This window comes from Streptomyces ardesiacus, from assembly GCF_003112575.1.
Taxonomy (GTDB): Bacteria; Actinomycetota; Actinomycetes; order Streptomycetales; family Streptomycetaceae; genus Streptomyces; species Streptomyces ardesiacus.
In genome coordinates this window covers 334,477-358,738 of sequence record NZ_BEWC01000010.1, presented here as the reverse complement: position 1 = coordinate 358,738, position 24,262 = coordinate 334,477, and the positions used below count along the sequence as shown (strand labels likewise).

22 protein-coding genes are annotated in these 24,262 nt (G+C 72.7%); 13 read left to right on the top strand and 9 right to left on the bottom strand.

Annotation, left to right across the window (positions count from 1 at the left end; genetic code table 11):
- Positions 1–1,797, bottom strand: a complete 1,797-nt coding sequence (locus Sdi02f_RS31565; protein WP_031087610.1) for an AMP-dependent synthetase/ligase — start codon at positions 1,795–1,797, stop codon at positions 1–3.
- 310 nt (positions 1,798–2,107) lie between these two features.
- Between Sdi02f_RS31565 and Sdi02f_RS31560 the strand changes: the two genes are divergently transcribed.
- The 6 genes from Sdi02f_RS31560 (at position 2,108) to Sdi02f_RS31535 (ending at position 7,466) form a co-directional block, all read left to right on the top strand.
- Positions 2,108–2,905: a metallophosphoesterase family protein gene (locus tag Sdi02f_RS31560; protein ID WP_063788317.1), complete on the top strand. Its 798-nt coding sequence runs from the start codon at positions 2,108–2,110 to the stop codon at positions 2,903–2,905.
- Between the two features lie 137 nt (positions 2,906–3,042).
- Positions 3,043–3,480, top strand: a complete 438-nt coding sequence (locus Sdi02f_RS31555) for an SRPBCC family protein (RefSeq protein WP_108934437.1) — start codon at positions 3,043–3,045, stop codon at positions 3,478–3,480.
- A gap of 234 nt (positions 3,481–3,714) precedes the next feature.
- Entirely contained in the window at positions 3,715–4,887 is a 1,173-nt protein-coding gene (locus tag Sdi02f_RS31550; RefSeq protein ID WP_031087609.1) for an ArsA family ATPase, read from the top strand.
- Between the two features lie 63 nt (positions 4,888–4,950).
- Positions 4,951–5,523: a DUF5304 domain-containing protein gene (locus tag Sdi02f_RS31545; RefSeq protein ID WP_108934436.1), complete on the top strand. Its 573-nt coding sequence runs from the start codon at positions 4,951–4,953 to the stop codon at positions 5,521–5,523.
- Positions 5,524–5,577: 54 nt separating this feature from the next.
- Positions 5,578–6,531 carry an ROK family glucokinase gene (locus tag Sdi02f_RS31540; RefSeq protein ID WP_007448618.1) on the top strand — a complete coding sequence of 318 codons (954 nt, stop codon included), beginning with the start codon at positions 5,578–5,580 and terminating at the stop codon, positions 6,529–6,531.
- A gap of 170 nt (positions 6,532–6,701) precedes the next feature.
- Entirely contained in the window at positions 6,702–7,466 is a 765-nt protein-coding gene (locus Sdi02f_RS31535; RefSeq protein WP_030402127.1) for an endonuclease/exonuclease/phosphatase family protein, read from the top strand.
- A 35-nt stretch (positions 7,467–7,501) separates the two neighbouring features.
- Here the strand turns inward: Sdi02f_RS31535 and Sdi02f_RS31530 are convergent, their stop codons facing one another.
- Both Sdi02f_RS31530 and Sdi02f_RS31525 read right to left on the bottom strand, forming a co-directional pair.
- A complete protein-coding gene (locus Sdi02f_RS31530) occupies positions 7,502–8,119 on the bottom strand; it encodes a hypothetical protein (protein WP_030402128.1) in 618 nt (205 codons plus the stop codon).
- Positions 8,112–8,915: an alpha/beta hydrolase gene (locus Sdi02f_RS31525; RefSeq protein ID WP_108934435.1), complete on the bottom strand. Its 804-nt coding sequence runs from the start codon at positions 8,913–8,915 to the stop codon at positions 8,112–8,114. Before Sdi02f_RS31525 ends, Sdi02f_RS31530 begins: the two co-directional genes overlap by 8 nt.
- 151 nt (positions 8,916–9,066) lie before the next feature.
- Between Sdi02f_RS31525 and Sdi02f_RS31520 the strand changes: the two genes are divergently transcribed.
- The 4 genes from Sdi02f_RS31520 (at position 9,067) to Sdi02f_RS31500 (ending at position 13,087) form a co-directional block, all read left to right on the top strand.
- Positions 9,067–9,801: a lysophospholipid acyltransferase family protein gene (locus Sdi02f_RS31520; protein WP_051783458.1), complete on the top strand. Its 735-nt coding sequence runs from the start codon at positions 9,067–9,069 to the stop codon at positions 9,799–9,801.
- A 37-nt stretch (positions 9,802–9,838) separates the two neighbouring features.
- The gene (gene macS, locus Sdi02f_RS31515; RefSeq protein ID WP_055469459.1) at positions 9,839–11,080 is read left to right on the top strand and encodes a MacS family sensor histidine kinase; all 1,242 of its coding nucleotides are present in this window, start codon (positions 9,839–9,841) and stop codon (positions 11,078–11,080) included.
- Positions 11,073–11,780 (top strand): response regulator, encoded by a 708-nt coding sequence (locus Sdi02f_RS31510; RefSeq protein WP_030402132.1) that lies wholly within the window; start codon positions 11,073–11,075, stop codon positions 11,778–11,780. Before macS ends, Sdi02f_RS31510 begins: the two co-directional genes overlap by 8 nt.
- 311 nt (positions 11,781–12,091) lie before the next feature.
- Complete coding sequence (locus tag Sdi02f_RS31500; protein WP_031087603.1) at positions 12,092–13,087, top strand: 2-hydroxyacid dehydrogenase; 996 nt, start codon at positions 12,092–12,094, stop codon at positions 13,085–13,087.
- Here the strand turns inward: Sdi02f_RS31500 and Sdi02f_RS31495 are convergent.
- The 3 genes from Sdi02f_RS31495 to Sdi02f_RS31485 all read right to left on the bottom strand — a co-directional run bounded on the left by Sdi02f_RS31495 (position 13,045) and on the right by Sdi02f_RS31485 (position 17,983).
- The gene (locus Sdi02f_RS31495) at positions 13,045–14,946 is read right to left on the bottom strand and encodes an anthranilate synthase family protein (RefSeq protein ID WP_108934434.1); all 1,902 of its coding nucleotides are present in this window, start codon (positions 14,944–14,946) and stop codon (positions 13,045–13,047) included. The genes Sdi02f_RS31500 and Sdi02f_RS31495 overlap by 43 nt on opposite strands.
- 103 nt (positions 14,947–15,049) lie before the next feature.
- Positions 15,050–15,106 carry a trp operon leader peptide gene (locus Sdi02f_RS36910; RefSeq protein WP_078493144.1) on the bottom strand — a complete coding sequence of 19 codons (57 nt, stop codon included), beginning with the start codon at positions 15,104–15,106 and terminating at the stop codon, positions 15,050–15,052.
- 45 nt (positions 15,107–15,151) lie between these two features.
- Positions 15,152–17,983 carry an N-acetylmuramoyl-L-alanine amidase gene (locus tag Sdi02f_RS31485; protein ID WP_108934433.1) on the bottom strand — a complete coding sequence of 944 codons (2,832 nt, stop codon included), beginning with the start codon at positions 17,981–17,983 and terminating at the stop codon, positions 15,152–15,154.
- Between the two features lie 171 nt (positions 17,984–18,154).
- Here Sdi02f_RS31485 and Sdi02f_RS31480 point away from each other — a divergent pair, with 171 nt between their 5' ends.
- Both Sdi02f_RS31480 and Sdi02f_RS31475 read left to right on the top strand, forming a co-directional pair.
- On the top strand, positions 18,155–19,510 hold the full coding sequence (locus tag Sdi02f_RS31480; protein ID WP_030402136.1) for a class II 3-deoxy-7-phosphoheptulonate synthase: 1,356 nt from the start codon (positions 18,155–18,157) through the stop codon (positions 19,508–19,510).
- 143 nt (positions 19,511–19,653) lie between these two features.
- A complete protein-coding gene (locus Sdi02f_RS31475) occupies positions 19,654–19,905 on the top strand; it encodes a (2Fe-2S)-binding protein (protein ID WP_030402137.1) in 252 nt (83 codons plus the stop codon).
- 12 nt (positions 19,906–19,917) lie between these two features.
- On the opposite strand, the gene bfr is transcribed toward Sdi02f_RS31475, so the two are convergent.
- Entirely contained in the window at positions 19,918–20,421 is a 504-nt protein-coding gene (bfr, locus tag Sdi02f_RS31470; RefSeq protein WP_030402138.1) for a bacterioferritin, read from the bottom strand.
- A gap of 203 nt (positions 20,422–20,624) precedes the next feature.
- Here bfr and Sdi02f_RS31465 point away from each other — a divergent pair, with 203 nt between their 5' ends.
- Entirely contained in the window at positions 20,625–21,272 is a 648-nt protein-coding gene (locus tag Sdi02f_RS31465; RefSeq protein WP_030402139.1) for a sulfite oxidase-like oxidoreductase, read from the top strand.
- A gap of 22 nt (positions 21,273–21,294) precedes the next feature.
- On the opposite strand, the gene Sdi02f_RS31460 is transcribed toward Sdi02f_RS31465, so the two are convergent.
- Complete coding sequence (locus Sdi02f_RS31460; RefSeq protein ID WP_030402140.1) at positions 21,295–22,191, bottom strand: deoxyribonuclease IV; 897 nt, start codon at positions 22,189–22,191, stop codon at positions 21,295–21,297.
- A 34-nt stretch (positions 22,192–22,225) separates the two neighbouring features.
- Entirely contained in the window at positions 22,226–24,160 is a 1,935-nt protein-coding gene (gene pknB / locus Sdi02f_RS31455; RefSeq protein WP_167458286.1) for a Stk1 family PASTA domain-containing Ser/Thr kinase, read from the bottom strand.
- Positions 24,161–24,262 lie beyond the last annotated feature (102 nt).

The window sequence follows — 24,262 nt, the reverse complement described above, 5'->3', positions numbered from 1 at the left end:
TCACTTGGAGTAGATCGCCTCGATCTCGTCCGCGTAGTCCTTCGCGACGACATTCCGCTTGAGCTTCAGCGAAGGCGTCAAGTGCCCCGAGTCCTCGGTGAACTGAGCGCCCAGCACCCGGAACCTGCGCACCGACTCCGCCTTCGACACCGCCGCGTTCCCGTCGTCGACCGCGTCCTGGATCGCCGCCAGCAGTTCCGGGTCCTCCCGCAGGGACACCGCCGTCGAGCCGGCCGGCTTGCCGTGCTCCGCGCACCAGCGGCCCAGGAACTCCTCGTCCAGGGTGACCAGCGCGCCCACGAAGGGCCGTCCGTCGCCGACCACCATGCACTCCGCGACCAGCGCGTGCGCGCGGATGCGGTCCTCGATGACGGCCGGGGCGACGTTCTTGCCGCCGGCGGTGACGATGATCTCCTTCTTGCGGCCGGTGATCCGCAGGTAGCCGTCCTCGTCCAGGGTGCCGATGTCGCCGGTGTGGAACCAGCCGTCGGCCAGCGCCTCGGCGGTCGCGCCCGGGTTGTTCCAGTACTCCTTGAACAGGTGCTCGCCGTGCAGCAGCACCTCGCCGTCGTCCGCGATGCGCACCACGGAGCCGGGCAGCGGCTGGCCGACCGTGCCGATCTTCTGCCGGTCCCAGGGGTTGAAGGCGGTGGCCGCGCAGGACTCGGTCAGGCCGTAGCCCTCCAGGACCGTGAAGCCGATGCCGCGGAAGAAGTGGCCGAGCCGCTCGCCGAGCGGGGCGCCGCCGGAGATGGCGTACTCGCCGCGCCCGCCCAGGACCGTACGGAGCTTGCTGTAGACGAGCTTGTCGAAGACCTTGTGCTTGATCCTCAGTCCGACGGACGGACCGGACGGGGCGTCCAGGGCCTTGCTGTACGCGATCGCCGTGTCCGCGGCCTTGTCGAAGATCTTGCCCTTGCCGTCGGCCTGCGCCTTGGCGCGCGCCGAGTTGTACACCTTCTCGAAGACGCGCGGGACGCCGAGGATCAGCGTGGGCCGGAACGCGGCCAGTTCGTCGGTGAGGTTCTTGATGTCGGGGACGCAGCCCAGCTTGATCGGCGCGATCATCGGCGCGACCTGGACCAGACGCCCGAAGACGTGCGCGAGGGGAAGGAAGAGGAGGACCGAGCACTCACCGGTGCGGAAGAGCGGACGCAGCCGTTCCACCACGTTCCCGCACTCGGCGAAGAAGCTGCGGTGGGTGAGGACACAGCCCTTGGGACGGCCGGTGGTGCCGGAGGTGTAGACGATGGTCGCGGGGTCGTCGGCCTTCGCGATCGAGCCGCGCTCCTCGACGGCCCGGTCCGTGACGTCCTGGCCCAGCTTCCCCAGGTCCTCGACGGCGCCCGCGTCGATCTGCCAGACGTTCTTGAGCGCGGGCAGCCGGTCGCGCACCGACTCGACGGCGGCGGCGTGCCCGGCCGACTCCACGACGCACGCCGTGGCACCCGAGTCGCCGAGGATCCACTGCACCTGCTCCGGCGAGCTGGTCTCGTACACCGGCACGGTGATCGCGCCCGCGCTCCAGATGGCGAAGTCCAGCAGGGTCCACTCGTAGCGCGTGCGGGACATCAGGCCGACCCGGTCGCCCGGCTGGACACCGGAGGCGATCAGGCCCTTGGCGGCGGAGTGCACCTCGGAGAGGAAGGCGCGGGCGGTCACGTCCTGCCAGGCGCCGCCCACCTTGCGGGCGATGACGGCGACGTCGGGATGCTGCGCGGCGTTTCTGCGGACGATGTCGGTCAGGTTTCCGTCCGCGGGGACCTCGTACAAGGCCGGAAGGCTGAACTCGCGCAAGACTGCTGCTCCTCATAGGGCGCCGGCGCCACGACACTGTGTGATGCGACGGTGCGGTCCAAGGCTCGGGCAAGTGCTCGGGAGAACTCATGCGCGATTCACATGTTGAAATCCCGAGCACGACTGGACTGCCCGGACGTTACCCGCCGGTATGCGTTCTCCGACAGGGGGTCCCCGCGAGATGTTCGCTGCGTCACACGGATGGGGTTTGCTGTGCGCACAGTAGTCGACGGGGCGTCCGACCAGCCAGTAACCGCAGGTCCGACCGCCACTGTTCACATCCGGCGCGCGCTGCCTACGCTTGATCGCCATGGCACCCACACCGCCCCGTAACACGACCACGCGCGTCCACGTGGTCAGCGACGTCCACGGCAACGCGCGCGACCTGGCCCGGGCCGGCGAGGGCGCCGACGCCCTGATCTGCCTCGGGGACCTGGTTCTCTTCCTCGACTACGCCGACCACGCGCGCGGCATCTTCCCCGACCTGTTCGGCGTGGCCAACGCCGACCGCATCGTCGAGCTGCGCACCGCCCGCCGCTTCGCCGAGGCCCGGGAGTTCGGCGCGCGGCTGTGGGCCGGCGTCGACGGGGACCGGCGCGAGCTGATCGAAGGGGCGGTGCGCAAGCAGTACGCCGAGCTGTTCGCCGCGTTCCCCACCCCGACGTACGCCACCTACGGCAACGTGGACGTGCCCCCGCTGTGGCCCGAGTACGCCCGCCCCGGCACCACCGTCCTCGACGGGGAGCGGGTGGAGATCGGCGGCCGGGTCTTCGGCTTCGTCGGCGGCGGCCTGCGGACCCCGATGAACACGCCGTACGAGATCGGCGACGAGGAGTACGCCGCCAAGATCGAGGCCGTCGGCGAGGTGGACGTGCTGTGCACCCACATCCCGCCGGAGGTGCCCGACCTGGTCTACGACACCGTGGCCCGGCGCTTCGAACGGGGCAGCCGCGCGCTGCTCGACGCCATCCGCCGCACCCGCCCCCGCTACGCCCTGTTCGGGCACGTGCACCAGCCGCTGACCCGGCGGATGCGCGTCGGGGCGACCGAGTGCGTGAACGTCGGACACTTCGCGTCGACGGGACGGCCGTGGGTGCTGGAGTGGTGAACAGGGGCGGCGGACCTGCGCAGGCGGGTGGTGGCACGGGCCGCCCCCGTGCGCGATAGCCTTCACGCGGCACACACGTGCGCGCGACGGGCGCACGACCACCTCAGTAGCGGACCGCATCCGGAGGATCCACGGCGATGGCGGAACACACCAGCTCGAGCATCACCATCGAGGCGGCACCGGCCGACGTCATGGCGGTGATCGCCGACTTCGCGCGCTACCCGGACTGGACCGGCGAGGTGAAGGAGGCGCAGGTCCTCGCGACCGACGCGCAGGGGCGTGCCGAGCAGGTCCGACTCGTCATGGACGCCGGGGCGATCAAGGACGACCAGACGCTGGGCTACACCTGGCCCGGCGAGCACGAGGTCTCCTGGACGCTGGTGAAGTCCCAGATGCTGCGCTCCCTCGACGGCTCCTACCTCCTCCGCCCGGCCGGCACGGGCACGGAGGTCACCTACCGGCTCACGGTGGACGTCAAGATCCCCATGCTCGGCATGATCAAGCGCAAGGCGGAGAAGGTCATCATCGACCGGGCCCTGGCGGGCCTGAAGAAGCGGGTGGAGTCGGGCACGTAGCGCGGCCGCGGGCTGTCGCCCGCCGCCGCGGCCGCGGCAGGCGTGCCTCCCCCGGTGCCTGAACGGCCGGGAGGCATCCCCGGGCGGCACGGCGGACGAGGGGCACCTCCCGCCCGAGCGCGGCAGCCGCGCGCGGGCAGGCCACCCCGCGACACCGGGCCGCGCACCCCGTTACCCGCACCGCGTGCCGGTCACACGCCCGACCGGTAGAAGCCCCAGGTACCGTTCACCCCCATGCGCACCCTCCTGATCACGGGTCCCGGCGGCACCGGCCGTACCACCCTCGCCGCCGCCACCGCGCTCACCGCCGCCCGCGAGGGCACCCGCACCCTCCTCCTCGGCACCGACCGCGACGACACCCTCGGCGCCGCGCTCGGCGTGCCCACCGGCCCCGCCCCGACCCCCGTCGAACCGGGCCTCACCGCCTGGCGCCCCGACGCCGCCCAGGGCTTCCGGGACGCGCTCGCCGCCCTCCAGGACCGCGCCGCCTCCGCCCTCGACCTCCTCGGCGCCTCCCGTCTCGAGCCCGGGGAACTCACCCCGCTGCCCGGCGCCGACGACCTGGCCCTGCTGCGCGCCCTGCGCGAGGCGGCGCTCGCCGAGGCGCACGACCTGCTCGTCGTCGACCTCCCGCCCGCACCCCGCGCCCTCGCCCTGCTCGCCGCGCCCGAGGAACTGCGCCGCACCCTGCGCCTCCTGCTCCCGCCGGAACGACAGGCCGCCCGCGCCCTGCGCCCCGTCCTCGGCCGGCTCGCGGGCGTCCCCATGCCGGCGGAGGCCCTGTACGAGGCGAGCGCCCGCTGGGACCTGGAACTCGCCGCCGCCGAGGCCGTCCTGGCCGACCGGAACACCACCGTACGGCTGGTCGCCGAGCCCGGGCCGGCCGGCGCCGACGCCGTCCGCGCCACGGCCCTCGGCCTCGCCCTGCGCGGCCTGCGCACCGACCTGCTGGTCGCCAACCGCGTCCTGCCCGAGGACGTCCCGGCGGACAGCTGGCTCGGCGGCCCCCTCGCCCAGCAGCGCAAGACGCTGGAGGAGTGGCGGGGGACGTACGACGTCCGTGCCGTCGCCCACCTCGGCCGCGACCCGCGCGGCACGGACGACCTCGCCGCCCTCGACGTGCCCGGCGTCAACCCGGCGGCCTCCCCCATCGAGTGGCCCGTCACCGACCGGCTGGCCGAGGACGGCGTCCTGGTCTGGCACATCCCGCTGCCCGGCGCCGTACGCGAGGAACTCGACCTGATCCGCCGCGGGGACGAACTGGTCGTCGCCGCCGGGCCGTTCCGCCGTACCGTCCCGCTGCCGTCCGCGCTGCGCCGCTGCACCGTCGACGGGGCCGCGCTGCGGGAGGGCACGCTCGCCGTGCGGTTCGCGCCCGACCCGGCGCTGTGGCCGCGCGGACGATGACCCGGCCGGGGCCGCCCGCGTTCGGGTAACGTCGTAAGGACGAACCGTAGTCAGGAGTCCGTCATGAGCGAAGAGCTCCCCCCGTCCGAGGCCCCCCGCCCCGACGAGGCCGACACGGTCGACGAGACGCGTGCGACCGGTGGGGCGCGCGCGGCCGACGAGACGCGCGCGACCGACGCCGACGCCTGGGCGACGGCGTGCGCCGAGGACCTGGAGGCGGAGAAGGCCCGCCGCCGTGCCGCGTACGGGCCGCCGCCCGGCTCCGCCGCCGAGGAACTGCGCCGGCTCGTCGACACCGTCGCCGACAAGCTGTCCGGCCTCCAGGCCCCGCTGCTCGGCCAGGTCGCCGGACCCGCCGCCCAGCAGGTGGTCCGGCAGGTCGTCCAGCAGGCGAAGGCCGCCGTCGAACCGGTCCTCGAGCGCAACCCGGACGTGTTCGACCACCTCGCCGCCGCCGGTGGTGAACTCCTCGCCGCCTACCGTTCCGCCGTCCAGAACCAGGAACGCCGCTGGACCACCGGGGACACCCCGTCCAAGGACCCGCGCGACCCCCGTGACCAGGGCGAAGGCGGCACCGACGAGGGCGACGAGGGCGACGGGGGCACCGGTCCCGGACAGCGCATCGACCTGGACTGAGCCCCGCCTCGGGTACGGTTGCCCTTAGCGGGGCTCGACCGAACTGAGGGATTCATGGGACTCACCATCGGCGTCGACATCGGCGGCACGAAGATCGCGGCCGGCGTGGTCGACGAGGAAGGCAACATCCTCTCGACCCACAAGGTGCCGACCCCCACCACGCCCGAGGCCATCGTGGACGCCATCGCGTCCGCGGTCGAGGGGGCGCGCGTGGGGCACGAGATCGTCGGCGTCGGTATCGGTGCCGCCGGATACGTCAACCGCCAGCGCTCCACGGTCTACTTCGCGCCCAACATCGACTGGCGCCAGGAGCCGCTCAAGGAGAAGGTCGAGGCGCGCGTCGGGCTCCCCGTCGTCGTGGAGAACGACGCCAACGCCGCGGCCTGGGGCGAGTACAAGTTCGGCGGCGGCAAGGGCCACCGCAACGTCATCTGCATCACCCTCGGCACCGGCCTCGGCGGCGGCATCATCATCGGCAACAAGCTGCGCCGCGGTCACTTCGGCGTGGCCGCCGAGTTCGGCCACATCCGCATGGTGCCCGACGGTCTGCTGTGCGGCTGCGGCTCGCAGGGCTGCTGGGAGCAGTACGCGTCGGGCCGGGCGCTGGTGCGGTACGCAAAGCAGCGCGCCAACGCCACCCCCGAGCGCGCCGAGGTGCTGCTCGCGCTGGGCGACGGCACCCCCGACGGCATCGAGGGCAAGCACATCTCCGTCGCCGCCCGGCAGGGCTGCCCGGTCGCCGTCGACTCCTACCGGGAACTGGCCCGCTGGGCCGGCGCCGGCCTCGCCGACCTGGCCTCGCTCTTCGACCCGTCCGCCTTCATCGTCGGCGGCGGCCTCTCGGACGAGGGCGACCTGGTCCTCGACCCGATCCGCAAGTCGTACAAGCGCTGGCTGGTCGGCGGCAACTGGCGCCCGGTCGCCGACGTGATCGCCGCCCAACTCGGCAACAAGGCGGGCCTGGTGGGCGCGGCCGACCTGGCGAGGGAACCCGACCCGATCATGTGACGGTTGCTTTTCGAGCGGCGGGCACCGTCCCGACCCAAGGCGCGCGGGGCGGAGTCCGTTCGGGGCTCCGCCCCGCGGGCGCGACGAGCCACGACGGACCGGCACTCGCCCGCCGTCCCCGCGCCCCGGCCCACAAGGCGGCCGATCATGCGGTCCCGTAAATTGACCGCATGGCAACGTCCCTTCCCGCGCTCCCCAACTCCCGCACAGAACCCGACGGTTCCGCCGTCATCCGCGTCCTGAGCTACAACGTCCGCTCGCTGCGCGACGACACCGGCGCCCTCTCCCGCGTCATCCAGGCCTGCGCACCGGACCTCGTCCTCCTCCAGGAGGCCCCCCGCTTCTTCCGCTGGCGCAAGAAGATCACCCGCCTCGCCGCCGCGAGCGACCTGGTCCTCCTCTCCGGCGGCGCCACCGCGGCCGGCCCCGCGCTGCTCTGCTCCCTGCGGGCCACCGTGGAGCGCACCGAGGACGTGCTGCTCCCGCTCACCCCCGGTCAGCACCGCAGGGGCCTGGCCACCGCCGTGGTCCGGATCGGCGGGGCCCGTCTCGGCGTCCTCAGCACCCACCTGTCGCTGCGGCCGGACGAGCGCCACGAGCAGGCCGGGCTGCTCCTCGACCACCTGGCCGCCCTCGGCGTCACCCACGCCGTGGCGGGCGGCGACCTGAACGAGCGTCCCGGCGGCCGTACCTTCCGGCGGCTCGGCGACGGGCTGCGTGACTGCTGGACCGCCGCGCCCTGGGGCGGGGAGTACACCTTCCCGGCCGCCGCCCCGGACCGCCGGATCGACGCGGTCTTCGTCACCGAGGGCGTCGAGGTGCTGGGCTGCGGGGTGCCGGCGGGGCTGCCCGGGGTGGCGGAGGACGACCTGAGGGCGGCCACGGACCATCTCCCGGTCCTGACCGCCCTCCGCGTACCCGCCACGACCGGCTGACCGGCCGCGAGCGCGCGACCGCGGTCCCGGGGGGACTAGACCACCGCGCCGCGCCCCGGGTCGTCGTCGTCCTCGTCGCCCGTCCGCATCCGCACCACCAGGGTGGCGAAGCCGCCGAGGAAGCCGCCGATGCTCAGGGTCGTCAGCCACCAGGTCATCTCCCAGCCGAGCACCACCGCCAGCAGGAGCAGCACCGGGCCGCCGAGCACGCCCAGCCAGGCGAACTTCGACGTGGCGTCCGCGTCGGGCAGCGGCGGCGGCTCGGGCGGTACGAAGTGGCCCTCGTCGTCCGCGTCGAAGTCGTCGTCGGAGGGCTCGGCGGGCGTGTGGTCGCGGGGGCCGACACCGGGCGCGAACGCCACGGAGCCGCCCAGCGGCCGGTCGGGGGAGGGCCGGTCCGCCGCGGGCTTCTCGTCGTTCACCTCGGTCTCCAGCAGGGCCAGGTCCTCGACCGACTTGAAGGGCTTCGCGCCCGGCGGGTCCGGGGGCTCCTCCCCGTACCCGGCGACGATCGCGTCCCAGGCGGCGCCCTCGTCGAAGGGCGTGCCCTGCGCCTCGGGCCCGCCCTCCGCCGCGCGCTCCGGCCCCTCGCGGTGCTCCCGCCCCACGCCCCGCTCCTCGCGGTCCTCACGGTCGGAGTCGTGCTCAGCCACCTGCGGCCGTCCCTTCCTTGCCGAGACCGGTCTCCGGTTCCCTGACGGAACCGGGTGCGAGCCGGCCGATGAACGCGACGCTCTCCGCGAAGATCCGGTCCGCATCGTGGTCCAACGTCGCCACGTGGTAGCTGTGTTCCAGCAGGATCTCCGTCACGTCCGTCGACGACACCCGGCCCAGGATCCGCGCCGAGTCGGCCGGCGGCACCACATGGTCCTGCGGGCTGCGCAGCAACAGCAGCGGCTGGGTCACCTGCGGCAGGTCGCCGTCGGCCAGCCGGAAGAAGGCGCGCAGCGAGTGCGCCGAGTGCAGCGGCACCCGGTCGTACCCCAGCTCCGTGCTGAGCGGCTTGGCGATGTCGCTGGCGATGCCCTTCGTGGCGGGCACCAGGTGGCGCAGGACCGGCAGGGCGTGCTGGGCGACGCCGTGCATCCGGTTCGCCGGGTTCACCAGGACGACGCCCTCGACCGCGTCGCCGTGCTTCGCGGCGAGCCGCAGCGCCAGGGCACCGCCCATGGACAGGCCGGCCACGAAGACCCGGGCGCAGCGCTCGCGCAGGGCGCGCAGCTCGCGGTCCACCTCCGCGTACCAGTCCTGCCAGCCGGTGACCTGCATGTCCTCCCAGCGCGTGCCGTGTCCGGGCAGCAGCGGCAGCGACACGGTCAGACCGCGCTCGGCCAGGTACCGGGCCCAGGGGCGCAGCGACTGCGGGGAGCCGGTGAAACCGTGGCAGAGGAGGACGCCGGTCTCCCCGCCCTCGTGGCGGAACGGCTCGGCTCCGGGCAGCACCGGCACGTCTCGGTCTCCTGTCGTCAAGGGGGACTCGCGGGTCTTTCACCGTACGCGACCGCACGGACACCGACCAGGGCCGTCGGGGCCATTGACGGCGGCGCGGGTTAAGGTCTGAACCTCACACACGGGAGGCACTCGGTTGTTGTACGGCGCGATGAAGGTCACCGTCGGGGGGTCGCTGAAGCTCGCCTTCCGGCCCTGGGTGGAGGGCCTTGAGCACATCCCGGCCGAGGGCCCCGCCATTCTGGCGAGCAACCACCTCTCGTTCTCCGACTCGTTCTTCCTGCCCGCCGTCCTCGACCGCAAGGTGACCTTCATCGCCAAGGCCGAGTACTTCAACACCCCCGGGGTCAAGGGCAGGCTGACCGCCGCCTTCTTCAAGGGCGTGGGCCAGCTCCCGGTGGACCGCTCCGGCGTGCGCGGCGCGGGCGAGGCCGCCATCAGGAGCGGCATAGAGGTCCTGGAACGCGGCGAGCTGTTCGGCATCTACCCCGAGGGCACCCGCTCCCCGGACGGCCGCCTCTACCGCGGCAAGCCGGGCGGCCTCGCGCGCGTGGCCCTGGCCACCGGCGCGCCCGTCATCCCGGTCGCCATGATCGACACCGAGAAGATCCAGCCGCCCGGCCAGGTGATGCCGAAGCTGATGCGCCCGGGCATCCGCATCGGCAGCCCGCTCGACTTCACCCGCTACCAGGGCATGGAGCACGACCGCTTCGTGCTCCGCGCGGTGACCGACGAGGTCATGTACGAGATCATGAAGCTCTCCGGCCAGGAGTACGTCGACATGTACGCGACCGCCATGAAGCGACAGCTCGCGGAGGCGGCGAAGGCCGAGAAGGAAGCGGGCAAGGCGGCGGCCAGGGCCGACAGGAGCCGGACCGGGACCTAGGGCGGACAGGAGCACCGGGCGTTCGGGGGAGGGGAAGATGGCCAGGCGCGAGAGAGTCATGAGGATGTCCGTCGAGCTGCCGCTGTGGCGCGCGCTCGCCGGCTACCGCGTGCTCACCATGCTGTACGCGATCGGTTTCTTCGCCACCGCCCACTCCGGCTTCGCCCGCCCCTGGCTCGCCGTGGCCTACTACGCCCTCCTCCTCGTGTGGACCCTGGCCACCCTGCCCAAGGTCCAGAACGCCGCGAGCTGCACCAAGCGGTTCCTCGCCGCCGACCTCACCATCGCCCTGGCCGGCATCCTGCTCACACCCTTCGCCGACGCCCACGAGCGCGTCATGGACGGCGGGCCGACCCTGCCGTCGATATGGACCGCGGGTTCCGTGCTGGCCTTCGCCATCAAGGGCGGCTGGCGCTGGGCCGCCGTCGCCTCCACCCTCGTCGCCGTCGCCAACCTGGTCGAACGCGGCACCCCGGCCCGCGACACCGTCCACAACGTCGTCCTCGTCTGGGTCGCCTCCATCGCCATCGGCTACGTCGTCGAGGTCGCCCGCGCCTCCGAGCGCACCCTCGCGCGCGCCCTGGAGATCGAGGCGGCGACCAGGGAACGCGAACGGCTCGCCCGCGACATCCACGACAGCGTCCTCCAGGTGCTGGCGATGGTGCAGCGCCGGGGCGCCGTCATCGGCGGCGAGGCGGCCGAGCTGGGCCGGCTCGCCGGTGAGCAGGAGGTGGCCCTGCGCACCCTCGTCTCCGGCGGCCTGGTGCCCGTCTCCCGCGTGTCGGAGGACGCCGCCGAGGGCGCCGTCGTACGGGAGGTGGAGGAACCGGAGGCGGCGGACCCGGACGGTCCCGTCGACCTGCGCGCCCTGCTCGCCCCGTACGCCGGTTCACTGGTGAACCTCGCCGAGCCGGGCGCCCCGGTGCTCCTCGCCCCCGGTGCCGCACGGGAGCTGGCCGCCGCCGTGGGCGCCGCCCTGGACAACGTCCGCCGGCACGTCGGCGAGCGGGCCCGCGCGTGGATCCTGGTCGAGGACGAACCGGACGAGGTGATCGTCACCGTCCGCGACGAGGGACCCGGCATCCCGGAGGGGCGGCTCGCCGAGGCCGAGGGCGAGGGACGGCTCGGCGTGGCCCTCTCGATCCGCGGCCGGCTGCGCGACCTCGGCGGCACCGCCGAGCTGATCTCGGTGCCCGGACAGGGCACGGAAGTCGAACTGAAGGCACCGAAGAAGACCGTCGGCACCACCGCACGGGGGAAGGCAGCGGACCATGACTGAACGACGGACCTCCGGACCTTTGGACCCCGAACGGCCGGATGCGATCAGGGTGATGGTGGTCGACGACCACCCGATGTGGCGCGACGCCGTCGCCCGGGACCTGGCCGAGTCCGGCTTCGACGTCGTCGCCACCGCCGGCGACGGCGACCAGGCGGTGCGCCGGGCCGCGGCCGCCGCGCCCGACGTCCTCGTGCTCGACCTCAACCTGCCCGGCAAGCCCGGCGTCCAGGTCTGCAAGGAGGTGGTCGGCGCCGACCCGAAGCTGCGCGTCCTGGTGCTCTCGGCGAGCGGGGAGCACGCCGACGTGCTGGAGGCCGTGAAGTCCGGCGCGACCGGCTACCTGCTGAAGTCCGCCTCCACCGAGGAACTGCGGGACGCGGTGCGCCGCACCGCCGCCGGCGACCCGGTCTTCACCCCGGGGCTGGCCGGACTGGTCCTCGGCGAGTACCGCCGCCTCGCCTCCGAACCCGCGCCCGCCGCGGGCACCGACGACCCCGGCGCGCCCCGGCTCACCGACCGGGAGACCGAGGTGCTGCGCCTGGTGGCCAAGGGCCTGAGCTACAAGCAGATCGCCGAACGCCTCGTCATCTCCCACCGCACCGTGCAGAACCACGTCCAGAACACCCTGGGCAAGCTCCAGTTGCACAACCGCGTGGAGCTGGTGCGGTACGCGATAGAACGGGGCCTGGACGACGCGTGACCCGCGCGCGGGACCGCGGCCGCGGCTCCGGGAGCGGGACGGCATCCGGCGCATCGAGGACACCCTCGCCGCGCTCGGCGTCGCGGCCCGGATCACCCTCGTCGGCGAGGACGCCCCGGCGTCGCCACCCGCCTCGCCGACGAGTACGGCGTGCCCGCGGGCGTCCCGCGCCCCGGCCGCCGAGGTCACGGCCCGCCCGAGGACGGCCGGCCCGGCGCGGTACGAGGAGGCCGGCGTCTCCTCCGGCTGACCGGCGAGGGCAGGCCCGGGCCCGTATATTCGGCCCGGAGCCCACCACGACGGGAGCGGTCATGGAGATCCTTGCCTTCGGCGTCCAGGCCGACGAGAAGCCCCTGATCGAGCGGGCCTTCCGCGACCAGGAAGACGTCCGCTGCCTGGACGTCTTCCTCAACGAGGACACCGCCCCCATCGCGGCGGGCCACGAGATCGTCTCCACGTCCGTCAACGCCGACCTCGGCGCCGCGGTCCTGGAGATCCTCGCGGCCGGCGGCACCCGGATGGTGGCCCAGCGCTCCACCGGCTTCAACAACGTCGACCTGGCCACGGCCGAGCGGCTCGGCATGACCGTGGCCCGCGTGTCGTACTACTCGCCCCACTCGGTCGCCGAATTCGCCTGGGCCCTCGCCATGGCCGTCAACCGGCGGATCGTGCGCGCCTCCAACCGCACCCGCGACTTCGACTTCCGCCTCGACGGCCTGATGGGCCGCGACCTGCACGGCCGCACCGCCGGCGTCCTCGGCACCGGCAAGATCGGCGAGGCCTTCGCCCGCATCGCCCACGGCTTCGGCATGCGCCTGCTCGGCTGGGACGTCGCCGAGAACCCGGCCTGTGCCGAACTCGGCATGCGCTACGTCCCGAAGGACGAGCTGCTCGCCCGCTCCGACCTGGTCACCCTGCACGTCCCGCTGATGCCCGAGACCCGGCACCTGCTCGACGCCGCCGCGCTGAAGTCGATGCGGGACGACGCCATCCTGATCAACTCCAGCCGGGGCGGCCTGATCGACACCGCGGCCCTCGTCGGCGAGCTGCGCTCGGGCCGCTTCGCGGGCGTGGGCCTGGACGTGTACGAGGCGGAGGCGGGCCTGTTCTTCCTCGACAAGTCCCTGGAGGCCGTCGAGGACGACACCCTGGCCCGCCTCGTCACCTTCCCGAACGTCCTGGTCACCTCCCACCAGGCGTACTACACCGAGGACGCCGTCGGCCAGATCGTCGAGACGACGGCGCGCAACGTCCTCGACTACCGTCAGGGCCGCCGCTCGGACAACGTGCTGGTGCCGCGGAGCTGACCGGCCAGCTCCCGCACGATCGCGGTGCCGTTCAGGGTCAGCACCGACTCCGGGTGGAACTGCACGCCCGCGAACGCCGGACCCCGCAACGCGTGCACCTCGCCGCCCACCGAGCGGCTCACCTCGATGCCGTGCGCGGCCAGTTCGGCGGCGACCGCGTCGTCGCAGCGGGCGGTGAAGCTGTTGTAGAAGCCGACCGTCTCCGGCCGCCCGAACAGGTCGATCTCCGTCTGCGCACCCTGGTACGGCACCTCCTTGCGCACGATGTCCAGCCCCAGCTCCGCCGCGATCAGCTCGTGCCCGAGGCAGACGCCGAGCACGCCGTGCCGGTGCGCCCCGAGCACCTCGGCGGTCAGGTTCCGCAGGAAGCGCATCTTCGGGTCGGCCGGGTCGCAGGGGTCGCCGGGGCCCGGACCCAGCACCACCGGGCCGCCCTCGTGCCCCAGCACCGCCTCGCGCAGCCCCGGCTCGTCGTAGCGCCGTACGCTCACCGTCAGCCCCGAGGAGCGCAGGACGTGCGCGAGCATCGCCGTGAAGGTGTCCTCCGCGTCGACGACCAGCGCGTGTCCGCTCAGCGCGGCCGACGGTTCCTGCATCCGCAGCCAGAACGGGGCGAGCGAGGCGCGGCGCCCGTCCAGCGCGGCCCGCACCCGGGGATCGTCGGCCAGTCCCGGCCGCTCCTCCCGCGCACGCGGCCGGGACGGACGGACGCCCAGAGCCGCCAGCACCCCGGCCGCCTTGGCGTGGGTCTCGGCGACCTCGCCCGCCGGGTCCGAGCCGCGCACCAGCGTGGCGCCGACCGGCACCCGCAGCCGCCCCTCGGCGTCGATGTCGGCGGTGCGGATCAGGATGGGGGAGTCGAGCGTCTGGAGACCGGCCGGACTTCCCGGCCCCTCGCCCGGGTCCCGCCCGAGCAGGGCCAGCGCGCCCGCGTAGTAGCCCCGCCCGCCGCTCTCGTGCCGTTCGACGACCCGGCAGGCGTTCTGCACGGGCGAGCCGGTGACCGTCGCCGCGAACATCGTCTCCCGCAGCACCTCCCGCGCGTCCAGGGAGGACTTCCCGCGCAGCTCGTACTCGGTGTGCGCGAGGTGCGCCATCTCCTTCAGGCGCGGGCCGACGACCACCCCGCCCATGTCGCCGACGGTGCACATCATCTTCAGTTCCTCGTCGACGACCATCGACAGCTCCTCGATCTCCTTGCCGTCGGCGAGGAAACCGAGCAGGTGCTCGGGGGTCGGGCCCTCGGCGGGGTAGCGGTACGTGCCGCTGATCGGGTTCATGACGACCGTGCCCCCGGACATCCGCACGTGCACCTCCGGGCTGGCCCCGACCAGCGTCCGGTCCCCGGTGTGCACGACGAACGTCCAGTACGCGCCCCGCTCGCCCTCCAGGAGCCGCCGGAACAGCGCCAGCGCGTCGGCCCGCCCGAACCCGGGGATCCGGCCCTCGTACGTCCGCCGGATCACGAAGTTGGCGCCCTCGCCCCGCCCGATCTCCTCGTCCAGCACCCGGCCGACGATCCGCGCGTACTCCTCGTCGCCGACGTCGAACCCACCGCCCTCGACCCGGACCTCGTGCGCGGGCAGCCGGTCCAGCGCCTCGGCGAGCGGGAGCGTCCACCGCTCCTCGGGGGTGAGCATCAGCAGCGGGGTGCCGTCGTCGCGGACGTCGAAGCCGCGCTCGCGGATCTGCCGGAAGGGGACGAGCGCCAGCCCCTCGTCGGGCAGTTCGGCGAGCGTGGCGTACTCCGTGACCGGGCCGGTCAGCAGCTCCACGAGGTCGTGGTCGTGACCGGGGGCGCGGCGGCGGAGCAGGGCGAACGGGCGGTGGTCGGCCAGGAGGCCGTCGAGCGGTGTCATGGGTCCGGGTCCTTCTCGGTTGTCGGAGAGGAACGGACCCGGGCTCGGAAACACCGAAGGCCGCCCCTCGGGCGGCCTTCGCGGAGTCGTGTGTCGCGCGCAGTCAGTGGGCCGCCGGATGAGCGGTCCACCACCAGGTGCGGGTCGAGTGCGCGAACATGCCGTCGACCCTAGCGCATCCGCGCCGGGGCCGACGGCCGACGGCTCAGACGAGCATGCCGTAGATCTTCCAGCCGTTGCCGATCTTCGTGCGGCCCTTGAACGGCGCGGAGGCGCTGCCGGTGCCCTGGTAGAACCAGAGCACGCCGTCCTTGTCGCGGGCGACGAGGTCCGGCCGGCCGTCCCGGTTCAGGTCGCTCGGGCCGCGCAGCACGTCGTAGACGGACCAGCCGCCGCCGACCCTGGACTTGGTTTCGAAGGGCGCGGAGGCGCTGCCGGTGCCCTTGTAGAGCCACAGGACGCCGCTCTTGTCGCGGGCGACGAGGTCCGGCCTGCCGTCGCCGGTCAGGTCGCCGGTGTCGGTCAGCGTGTTGTAGACGGACCAGCCGCCGCCGATCCTGGACTTGGTTTCGAAGGGCGCGGAGGCGCTGCCGGTGCCCTTGTAGAGCCACAGGACGCCGCTCTTGTCGCGGGCGATCAGGTCGGGCCTGCCGTCGCCGGTCAGGTCGCGGGCGCCGGTGACCGTGTCGTAGACGGACCAGCCGCCGCCGACCCGGATGCGGGGCCCGAACGGCTTCGCCACGTCGCCGGTGCCCTTGTAGTACCAGAGCACGCCGCTCTTGTCGCGGGCCACCATGTCGCCGGTGCCGTCGGCGCGCAGGGCCGTGAGCGTGGTCACCGCGTCGTAGGTGTTCCAGCCGCCGCCCACGCGGAAGCGGCCGAAGAACGGCGAGGACGCGCTGCCGGTGCCCTGGTACTGCCACAGCACGCCCGAGGCGTCCCGGCCGAGGAGGTCGTACCGGTCGGTGCCCGGGTCGGGCGCGGTGCCCTTGACGAGCTGGACGTCGGCCGTGCGCACGTAGCCGATGCGGTGGTTGTAGCGGATCGGGTAGTACGTGGTGCTGCCCACCACCACCGTGCGCGAGCCCGTGCCCGAACCGTCCATGTTGCCGCTGTTGAAGTACGAGCCCTTCAGGGCACCGCCGGCCAGGGTGTACTTCTGCCCGGCGAGGACGCCGTACTTGGTCAGCGACTCGTTGTTCCTGGTCTGCACCGGCACACCGGTGCCCGTGTACGCGCTGTCCTCCGGGTAGGCGCGCCCGTAGACCGGGACGGAGCCCGAACCCGACCTGGGCGTGACCACGTCCGGCGTGCCGACGGCGGTGGCGAACTGGCCGCCCCGGTTGGAGAACCAGGCCTTCTTGCCGCCGTACCAGATGGCCGTCCAGTCCTGCTGGGCCTCGGCGACCACGTACTCGCCGCCGGCCAGGACCTTGTTGGCCCAGTTCCAGCCCTCGGTCGGGCTCTGGCTGCCCAGGTAGGGGTCGGTCAGCGCGGCCGAGGAGGTGGACGGCGAGGAGTACAGGTAGGTGAAGTTCGCCGGCTGCTGGGCCACCGGGGAACCGCTGTTGGTGATCTTCGGCTGGTTCGCCGTGGTGAACGGCGGGACGACGCGGACCACCTGGCCGGCCCGGTACGGGCCGCCCGGGCCCTCGGCGCCGGTGGGGGCGCCCAGCAGGTCCATGTAGTGGTTCCAGTCCCAGAACGGGCCCGGGTCCCAGTGCTGGGACTTCACGTTGCCGTCCAGGACGCCCGGGACCTCGTCGTGGCCGAGGACGTGCTCACGGTCCAGCGGGATGTCGTACTTGCCGGCCAGGTACTTCACCAGCGCGGCCGAGGACTCGTACTGCGGCTCGGTGTACCAGCTGCCGTCCTTGATCGCGTAGCCCTCGTGCTCGATGCCGATCGAGTGCATGTTGAGGGTCTTGTTGGCCGCGTGCCACGCCTCGTTCTTCGTCTCCACCATCTGGGTGACCAGCCCGTCGGAGGCGCGGATCAGGTAGTGGGCGCTGGCGTACGACAGGGAGTTCTGGAAGACGCCCAGGGCGCTGCTGTAGCTGCCCTCGGTGTCGTGGATCACGATCGAGGTGATCTCGTGGCCGGCCGTGGGGCGGCTCGCGACGTTGTAGTTGCCCCAGTCGTCGATGCCGCCGTTCTGCTTGTAGGCGGCCGGGCGGAAGTCGCAGTTGAGGCCGGACGGGCACTCGGGCGCGGGGGCGGCGGAGGCCGCGGCCAGCTCCAGGTCCGTCGTCTTCTTCGGCTCCACCGCCGGGTCGGCCGGCAGCGTGAGGGACTGGCCGTCGGTGGTGACGCGCTGCTCACCGGTCTTGATCGACTCGAACACGCGCTGCGCGAAGAGCTGGGCGCCCTTGTGGTCCGGTGCCTGGCTGGCGCGGGCCACCGCCGGGTACCAGGCGCCGGGGTCCTCGGGCAGCGAACCGGTCGCGTCCTTCTGGTACTTGGCCAGCAGCGCGGCGCCCGCCCGGATGCTCTCGGCGGTGTCGCTCCGCACCTCGTCGGCCGAGGCGTCGATGAGACCGGCCGCCTCGTCCAGGGTGTGCAGCCGCGGGTCGTCGGTGTCGACGGGCTTCTCGTCGAGGCTCTTGAGCGCCTTGTCGGCGTCGAAGTGCCGCTCGACGACCGGGTCGCCGCTGCGGTTCATGTGCTCGAGCCGGTGCTCGCGCTCCTCGGCGGCGCTGCGGTTGTCCAGGCTGTCCTCGTCGACGGCCGTGAGGCCCATGACGTTGTAGGCGCCGGTGGTGCTCGGCAGACCGTCGTGGTCCTCCCAGCGCGTCTGCCGGTAGGAGACGGCCATCAGCACGCTCTGCGGGACGTCGAACTCCTCGGCGGCCCGTTCGAACTCGCTCTGCAGCCGGGCCCCGGGCGGGCCGGTCACGGCCTGGGCGGTGTCCGAGCCGAGCAGGTCCGGCGAGGCCAGGGCCAGGCCGCCGGCCGTGGCGGCGACGGCCACCGCCGAGGCGACGCCGTAGACGAGCAGTCTCTTCTTCTTGCGGTCTCTGCGATGGTCCGCGATCAAAACCCCACCCCGGTGTGCGCTCGATGTGAACGTCTGTGCGAGTTGCCTGTGAATTCGAACTCAGAAGGCGCGTGAGGCTACCAACCCGGCCGCGGCGGCCCGCACCGGGGTCCCGTCTCACGGACTGGGCGTGGTGCTGGACGCCGTGACCGACCGCGTACTGTTGGGCGCGTGACCGTGAACGCTGATTCCCGAAGCGTCGCCGCTCAGGCGACTTGGCGAAGCCTGCCCGCGGCGCAGCAGCCCGAGTACCCGGATGCCGAGGCTCTGCGCGATGTGATCGCCGAGCTCGAGTCGTATCCGCCGCTCGTGTTCGCCGGGGAGTGCGACCAGCTGCGTGCCCGCATGGCCGCGGTCGCCCGGGGAGAGGCGTTCGTCCTCCAGGGCGGCGACTGCGCCGAGTCGTTCGACGCGGTGTCCGCCGAGCACATCCGGGCGAAGCTCAAGACCCTCCTCCAGATGGGGGCCGTCCTCACCTACGCCGCCTCCGTGCCCGTGGTGAAGGTCGGCCGGATCGCCGGCCAGTACTCCAAGCCGCGCTCGAAGCCCACCGAGACCCGCGACGGCGTGACGCTGCCGACCTACCGCGGCGACTCCGTCAACGGCTTCGACTTCACCGAGGCGGCCCGCGTCCCGGACCCCGAGCGGCTCAAGCGCATGTACCACGCCTCGGCGTCCACGCTGAACCTGGTGCGTGCCTTCACCACCGGTGGCTACGCCGACCTCAGGCAGGTGCACGCCTGGAACCAGGACTTCGTGAAGTCCTCCCCCTCCGGCCAGCGCTACGAGCAGCTCGCCCGGGAGATCGACAACGCGCTGAACTTCATGCGGGCCTGCGGCACGGACCCGGCCGAGTTCCAGACCGTCGAGTTCTTCTCCTCGCACGAGGCGCTGCTGCTGGACTACGAGTCGGCCCTCACCCGCGTCGACTCGCGCACCGGGCAGCTCTACGACGTCTCCGCGCACATGGTGTGGATCGGCGAGCGCACCCGGCAGCTCGACCACGCGCACATCGAGTTCGCCTCGCGGATCCGCAACCCGATCGGCATCAAGCTCGGCCCGTCCACCACGGCCGAGGAGGCGCTGCAGTATATCGAGCGCCTCGACCCGGAGCGCGAGCCGGGCCGGCTGTCCTTCATCGTCCGGATGGGCGCGGACAAGATCCGCGACAAGCTCCCCGAGCTGGTGGAGAAGGTCACCGCGTCCGGTGCCACCGTCGCCTGGATCACCGACCCGATGCACGGCAACACCTACGAGGCGGCCTCCGGCCACAAGACCCGCCGCTTCGACGACGTGCTCGACGAGGTCAAGGGCTTCTTCGAGGTGCACAAGGCGCTCGGCACCCACCCGGGCGGCATCCACGTGGAGCTGACCGGCGACGACGTGACCGAGTGCGTGGGCGGCGGCGACGAGATCTTCGTCGACGACCTGCACCAGCGCTACGAGACGGCCTGCGACCCGCGGCTGAACCGCAGCCAGTCGCTCGACCTGGCGTTCCTGGTGGCGGAGATGTACCGGGACCAGTGACGGGCCGCCCCCGGGCGGGCGAAATGGGGCGCGGGTCACACGGGATCCGCGCCCCTCGCACTGTCGCAGGCCCTGGGCGATGGGTTAGGTTAGGTTTGCCTCACCGATCAGTCGGGCCCTCCGGTCGTCGGTACGGCACGACCATGGATCCCGCCCGGGAGGTGAACCGCGTGTTCGTCTGCAGTTGCTTCGGTGTCACCGAGGAACAGGTGAAGAGCCACGCGGAGGCCGGTGCGTGCACGCCCCGGCAGATCGCCTCCGCCTGCAAGGCGGGTACCGACTGCGGCGGCTGCGTACGCCGCATCCAGGCCCTGCTCGGCCGCGGCGCCTGCCCCCGCCGGCGGCTGGCCGACCAGGGCGAGCCGGTCCTCGCGGAGCTTCCCGAGGCGGCCTGAGGCCCCGGTGGCCTAGAGCGAGCCCGGACCCGACGGGTCCGGCTGGGTCTGCTCGATCACCGTCGACAGGTACAGCGACTCGCCCAGCTTCTCGACCAGGTCGAGCTGGGTCTCCAGGTAGTCGATGTGGTGCTCCTCGTCGGCGAGGATCGCCTCGAAGACGTTGGCCGACGTGATGTCGTGCTTGGCCCGCATCACCTCGATGCCCCGGCGCAGCCGGTCGATCGCCTCCAGCTCGATCTCCCGGTCGGCCTGGAACATCTCGGTCACGCTCTGGCCGACCCGCACGTGGAAGAGGCGCTGGTAGTTCGGCAGGCCGTCCAGGAGCAGGATGCGGTCGGTGAGCACCTCGGCGTGGCGCATCTCGTCGAAGGACTCCGCGCGCGTGTACTTCGCGAGCTTGTGCCAGCCCTTGTGGTCCTGCAGCTTCGCGTGCAGGAAGTACTGGTTGATGGCCGTCAGCTCGGCCGTGAGCTGCTCATTGAGGAACTCGATGACTTCCGGGTCGCCCTGCATCGCTTGACGCTCCTTCGAACGGGAACAGGCGTGTTGCGCGGCATGATTGCACCGGTGTCGAAGATCGTCCAGTAAGTCTAGACTTAGTAAGTAAGTGCATGCTTAGACGCCTTGGTGACACTTTGGTGACTGATGGGGCGGTTTGCCCGAATGTAAGGGGGGCGGGTCGGGGGCACGGGTCCGGGTCTGTCAGGATGGAAGGCATGGGTCAGCCGGTGGAACACGGATCGGGAGAAGACGGTTCGCAAGGAGCGTCGCGGTTCGAGCTCCCGCCCGGGCAGCGGCTGCAGCGCGGCTGGCCGGTCACCCACTACGGACCGGTCCCCAAGTTCCGCCCGGAGCGCTGGGAGTTCCGCGTCTTCGGCGCCACCACCGACGGCGAGAAGCACGGCTGGACCCACGACGAGTTCACCGCCCTGCCCTACACCACGGTCGTCGCCGACCTGCACTGCGTCACGAAGTTCAGCATGCTCGGCTCCGAGTGGGGCGGCGTCCCGGCCGCCACGATCCTGGAGCTGGCACCGCCCGCGCCCGCCGTCACCCACGTCATGGTCTGGGCCGAGTACGGCTTCAGCTCCAACCTCAGGCTGTCCGACTTCACCGCCGAGCGCACCCTCTTCGCCACGCACAAGGACGGCGAACTGCTCACCGCCGAGCACGGCTTCCCGCTGCGGCTGGTCGTCCCGCACCTGTACGCCTGGAAGGGCCCGAAGTGGGTCCGCGGCATCGAGTACATGACCGCCGACCGGCGCGGCTTCTGGGAGGAGCGCGGCTACCACAACATCGGCGACCCGTGGCGGGAGCAGCGCTACTCCTACCAGGAGGAGCCCGGGGACGGCCCCGAGCCGTGACCCGGCGCGGCACCCCCGGGGGTCAGCCGTCGCGCAGCTTCTTCAGCCGCTCCACGTCCGCCGCGTGCCCCTCCTTGCCGCCGGGCGTCTCGATCACCAGCGGCACGCCCTCGGTGGCCGGGTGCGTCATGAGCGCGCGGAAGGGGTCCTCGCCGATGTGACCGGTGCCGATGTTCTCGTGCCGGTCCTTGTGCGCCCCCGCCACGTCCTTGGAGTCGTTGGCGTGGATCAGCTTCAGCCGGCCCTCGCCGACCGTCTCCACCAGCAGGTCGAGGGTCCGGTGCATGCCGGACGGTCCGGTCAGGTCGTGGCCGGCCGCGAAGATGTGGCAGGTGTCCAGGCACACCCCGAGCTTCGGGTGGGCGTCCAGCGCATCGAAGTACGGCCCGAAGTCCCAGGTCCGTGAGCACAGGGAGGCGCCCTGCCCGGCGGTCGACTCGAGGAGCAGGTACGGGTCGTCGTCGTGGGTCAGTTCGTCGAGGAGCGGCAGCATGTGCTCCCGCACCTGCTTCAGGGCCACCGCCCGGTCCCGTCCGCCGGTCGCGCTCCCGGTGTGCACCACGACGCCCAGCGCCCCGATGGCCCGCCCGCGCCGCAGCGAGTGCCGCAGCGACTCCACCGACCGCTCCACCGTCGCCTCGGTGTGCGAGCCGAAGTTGATCAGGTACGGCGCGTGCACGTACGCCGGGACGGACCCGGCCGCGCAGGCCTCCCGGAAGGCCTCGTCCTGCTTCGGGCTGCCGGCCGGGGTGGCCCAGCCGCGCGGGTTGGCGACGAAGACCTGCACGGCCTCGGCCTTCAGGTCACGGGCGTAGGACAGCCCCACGGAGTGCAGCCCGCCGGCCACCGGGACGTGGGCGCCGACGGGGTTGCGGGGGAGGGCGGCGGAGGCCGAGGGGGCGGACTGTTGACTCTTCACCCATCCAGGGTGTCATGCGGCCGGCGGTGCCCCGTCACCTGATGGTGATCTTGATGGTGGACCCCTCGGGAGCCGTGTCCCCGCCGTCCACCGACTGCTTCTTGACGGTGTCGCCGAACAGCCCGAGCAGCCCTCGGTCCTCCTCCACCTCGAAGCCCGCGTCCCGGAGCGTGCGCTTGGCGTCGTCCACGCTGTCGCCGACCACGTCCGGGACCTCGATCATCCGGGGGCCCTTGGACAGCGTGAGCGTCACCGTGTCGCCCTCGGCGGCCCGGCCGCCCGCGTCCGGGGACTGCCGGGCGACCTGGCCGCTGTCGTGCTCCGAGTTCACCCGCTCCGCGGCGACCTTCACCTTCAGGCCGGCCTCCGACAGCTCGGACTTCGCGTCCTCCAGGTCCTCGCCGGTGACGTCCGGGACGTCGACCGGGCTGCCCTTGCTGACGACCAGGGCGACCGCCGAGCCCGCGCGCACCGTGGTGCCCGAGGCGGGCTTGGTGGAGATCACGAAGCCCTTGGCCACCTCGTCGCTGAACGCCCTGGTCACCATGCCGGGCTCCAGGCCCTCGTCCTCGATCAGCTTGCGGGCCCGGTCCAGCCTGTAGCCCGACACGTCGGGCAGCTTCACGGTGTCGGGGCCGTCGGAGACGGTGAGCGACACCGAGTCGTTTTTCCGTATGCGGTCGCCCACCCCGGGGTCGGTGCTGATGACCTTGCCGCGCTCCACGGTGTCGCTGTAGGCGTGCCGCACCTTGCCGACGTCCAGCCCGGCCTCGTCCAGCCGGTCCCGGGCCTGCGCCTCGGTCTTGGACAGCAGCGGCGGCACCTTGGTGAACTGGCCGGAGTTGATGTACCAGATGCCCGTGCCGATCCCGAGCACCAGCAGGGCGGCCACGACGATCGCCAGCGGGCCGCGGCGCGGCCGGGGCAGGCGGGAGCGGGCCGGAGCCGGCGCGGGAGACGCCAGCCGGCTGGTGCGGCTGACCCCGTCCGCGCCGTCGGCCTCGTCCCCGTCGACGGGGAGGCGGCGAGGCATCGTCAGCGCGCGCGGGATCACGCTCGTACGGTCCTCGGCGTTGTCGTGCTCCGCGGCGAGCGCCTGGGGCGGCACCGCGTCCAGCTGCTCCGCGCTGAGCGCCGCACGCGCCTCACGGGTCAGGGCGAGCAGCGCCACCGCGTCGTGCGGCCGGACCTCGGGGGTGCGCGCGGTGGCCGCGGCGACCAGCTCGTCCAGCTCGAGGGCGGCTCCCGGCACCGCGGCCGAGGGCGGCGGCACGTCCTCGTGCAGGTGCTTGTAGAGCACCGCCGCGGGCGAGTCGCCGTCGTGCGGCTTGGTGCCGGTCAGCATCTCGTACAGCACGACACCGCACGCGTACACGTCCACCCGGGGGTCGGCCGTGCCGTGCTCGATCTGCTCGGGCGCCAGGTAGGAGACGGTGCCGAGGACCGCGCCGGTGGTGCTGGTGACGGTGTTCACGGCGCGGACCAGGCCGAAGTCGGCGACCTTGACCCGGCCGTCGTCGCCTATCAGCACGTTCTCCGGCTTCATGTCCCGGTGCACGAAGCCCGCCCGGTGCGCGGCGCCGAGCGCGGCGAGGACCGGCTCCAGGATGTCCAGCGCGGCCCGCGGCCTGAGCGCCCCCCGCTCGCGCAGCACGTCCCGCAGGGTGCAGCCCGCGATGTACTCCATCGCCAGGTAGACGTACGCCCCCTCGGCACCCTGGTCGAAGACCTGGACGACATTGGGGTGGTCGAGCCGGGCCACCGACTTGGCCTCGCGGATGAACCGCTCGACGAAGGTGGCGTCGGTCGCGAGCGTCGGGTGCATCACCTTCAGCGCGAGCACGCGGTCCAGGCGGGTGTCCACGGCCCGGTAGACCGTGGCCATCCCGCCGACCGCGATCCGCGCCTCGACGCGGTACCGGCCGTCGAGCACCTGCCCGACGAGAGGGTCCTGAAGGGTCGTGTCCACGCAGGCGAGTCTACGAGCCGCCACGGACACCCCGCGCCGCCGAGCGGAATCGGGCCGTTACTGCAGCGCATCTGTGACGCTTCCCACGCGGGGGTGCTCCGC

Coding starts and splice junctions, on each gene's coding strand:
- Sdi02f_RS31500 (WP_031087603.1), top strand. CDS start 12,092: ATGGAGATCCTTGCCTTCGGCGTCCAGGCCGACGAGAAGCCCCTGATC.
- bfr (WP_030402138.1), bottom strand. CDS start 20,421: ATGCAGGGCGACCCGGAAGTCATCGAGTTCCTCAATGAGCAGCTCACG.
- Sdi02f_RS31520 (WP_051783458.1), top strand. CDS start 9,067: ATGAAGGTCACCGTCGGGGGGTCGCTGAAGCTCGCCTTCCGGCCCTGG.
- Sdi02f_RS31535 (WP_030402127.1), top strand. CDS start 6,702: ATGGCAACGTCCCTTCCCGCGCTCCCCAACTCCCGCACAGAACCCGAC.
- Sdi02f_RS31465 (WP_030402139.1), top strand. CDS start 20,625: ATGGGTCAGCCGGTGGAACACGGATCGGGAGAAGACGGTTCGCAAGGA.
- macS (WP_055469459.1), top strand. CDS start 9,839: ATGGCCAGGCGCGAGAGAGTCATGAGGATGTCCGTCGAGCTGCCGCTG.
- Sdi02f_RS31540 (WP_007448618.1), top strand. CDS start 5,578: ATGGGACTCACCATCGGCGTCGACATCGGCGGCACGAAGATCGCGGCC.
- Sdi02f_RS31560 (WP_063788317.1), top strand. CDS start 2,108: ATGGCACCCACACCGCCCCGTAACACGACCACGCGCGTCCACGTGGTC.
- Sdi02f_RS31510 (WP_030402132.1), top strand. CDS start 11,073: ATGACTGAACGACGGACCTCCGGACCTTTGGACCCCGAACGGCCGGAT.
- Sdi02f_RS31555 (WP_108934437.1), top strand. CDS start 3,043: ATGGCGGAACACACCAGCTCGAGCATCACCATCGAGGCGGCACCGGCC.
- Sdi02f_RS31475 (WP_030402137.1), top strand. CDS start 19,654: ATGGATCCCGCCCGGGAGGTGAACCGCGTGTTCGTCTGCAGTTGCTTC.
- Sdi02f_RS31550 (WP_031087609.1), top strand. CDS start 3,715: ATGCGCACCCTCCTGATCACGGGTCCCGGCGGCACCGGCCGTACCACC.
- Sdi02f_RS31495 (WP_108934434.1), bottom strand. CDS start 14,946: ATGACACCGCTCGACGGCCTCCTGGCCGACCACCGCCCGTTCGCCCTG.
- Sdi02f_RS31545 (WP_108934436.1), top strand. CDS start 4,951: ATGAGCGAAGAGCTCCCCCCGTCCGAGGCCCCCCGCCCCGACGAGGCC.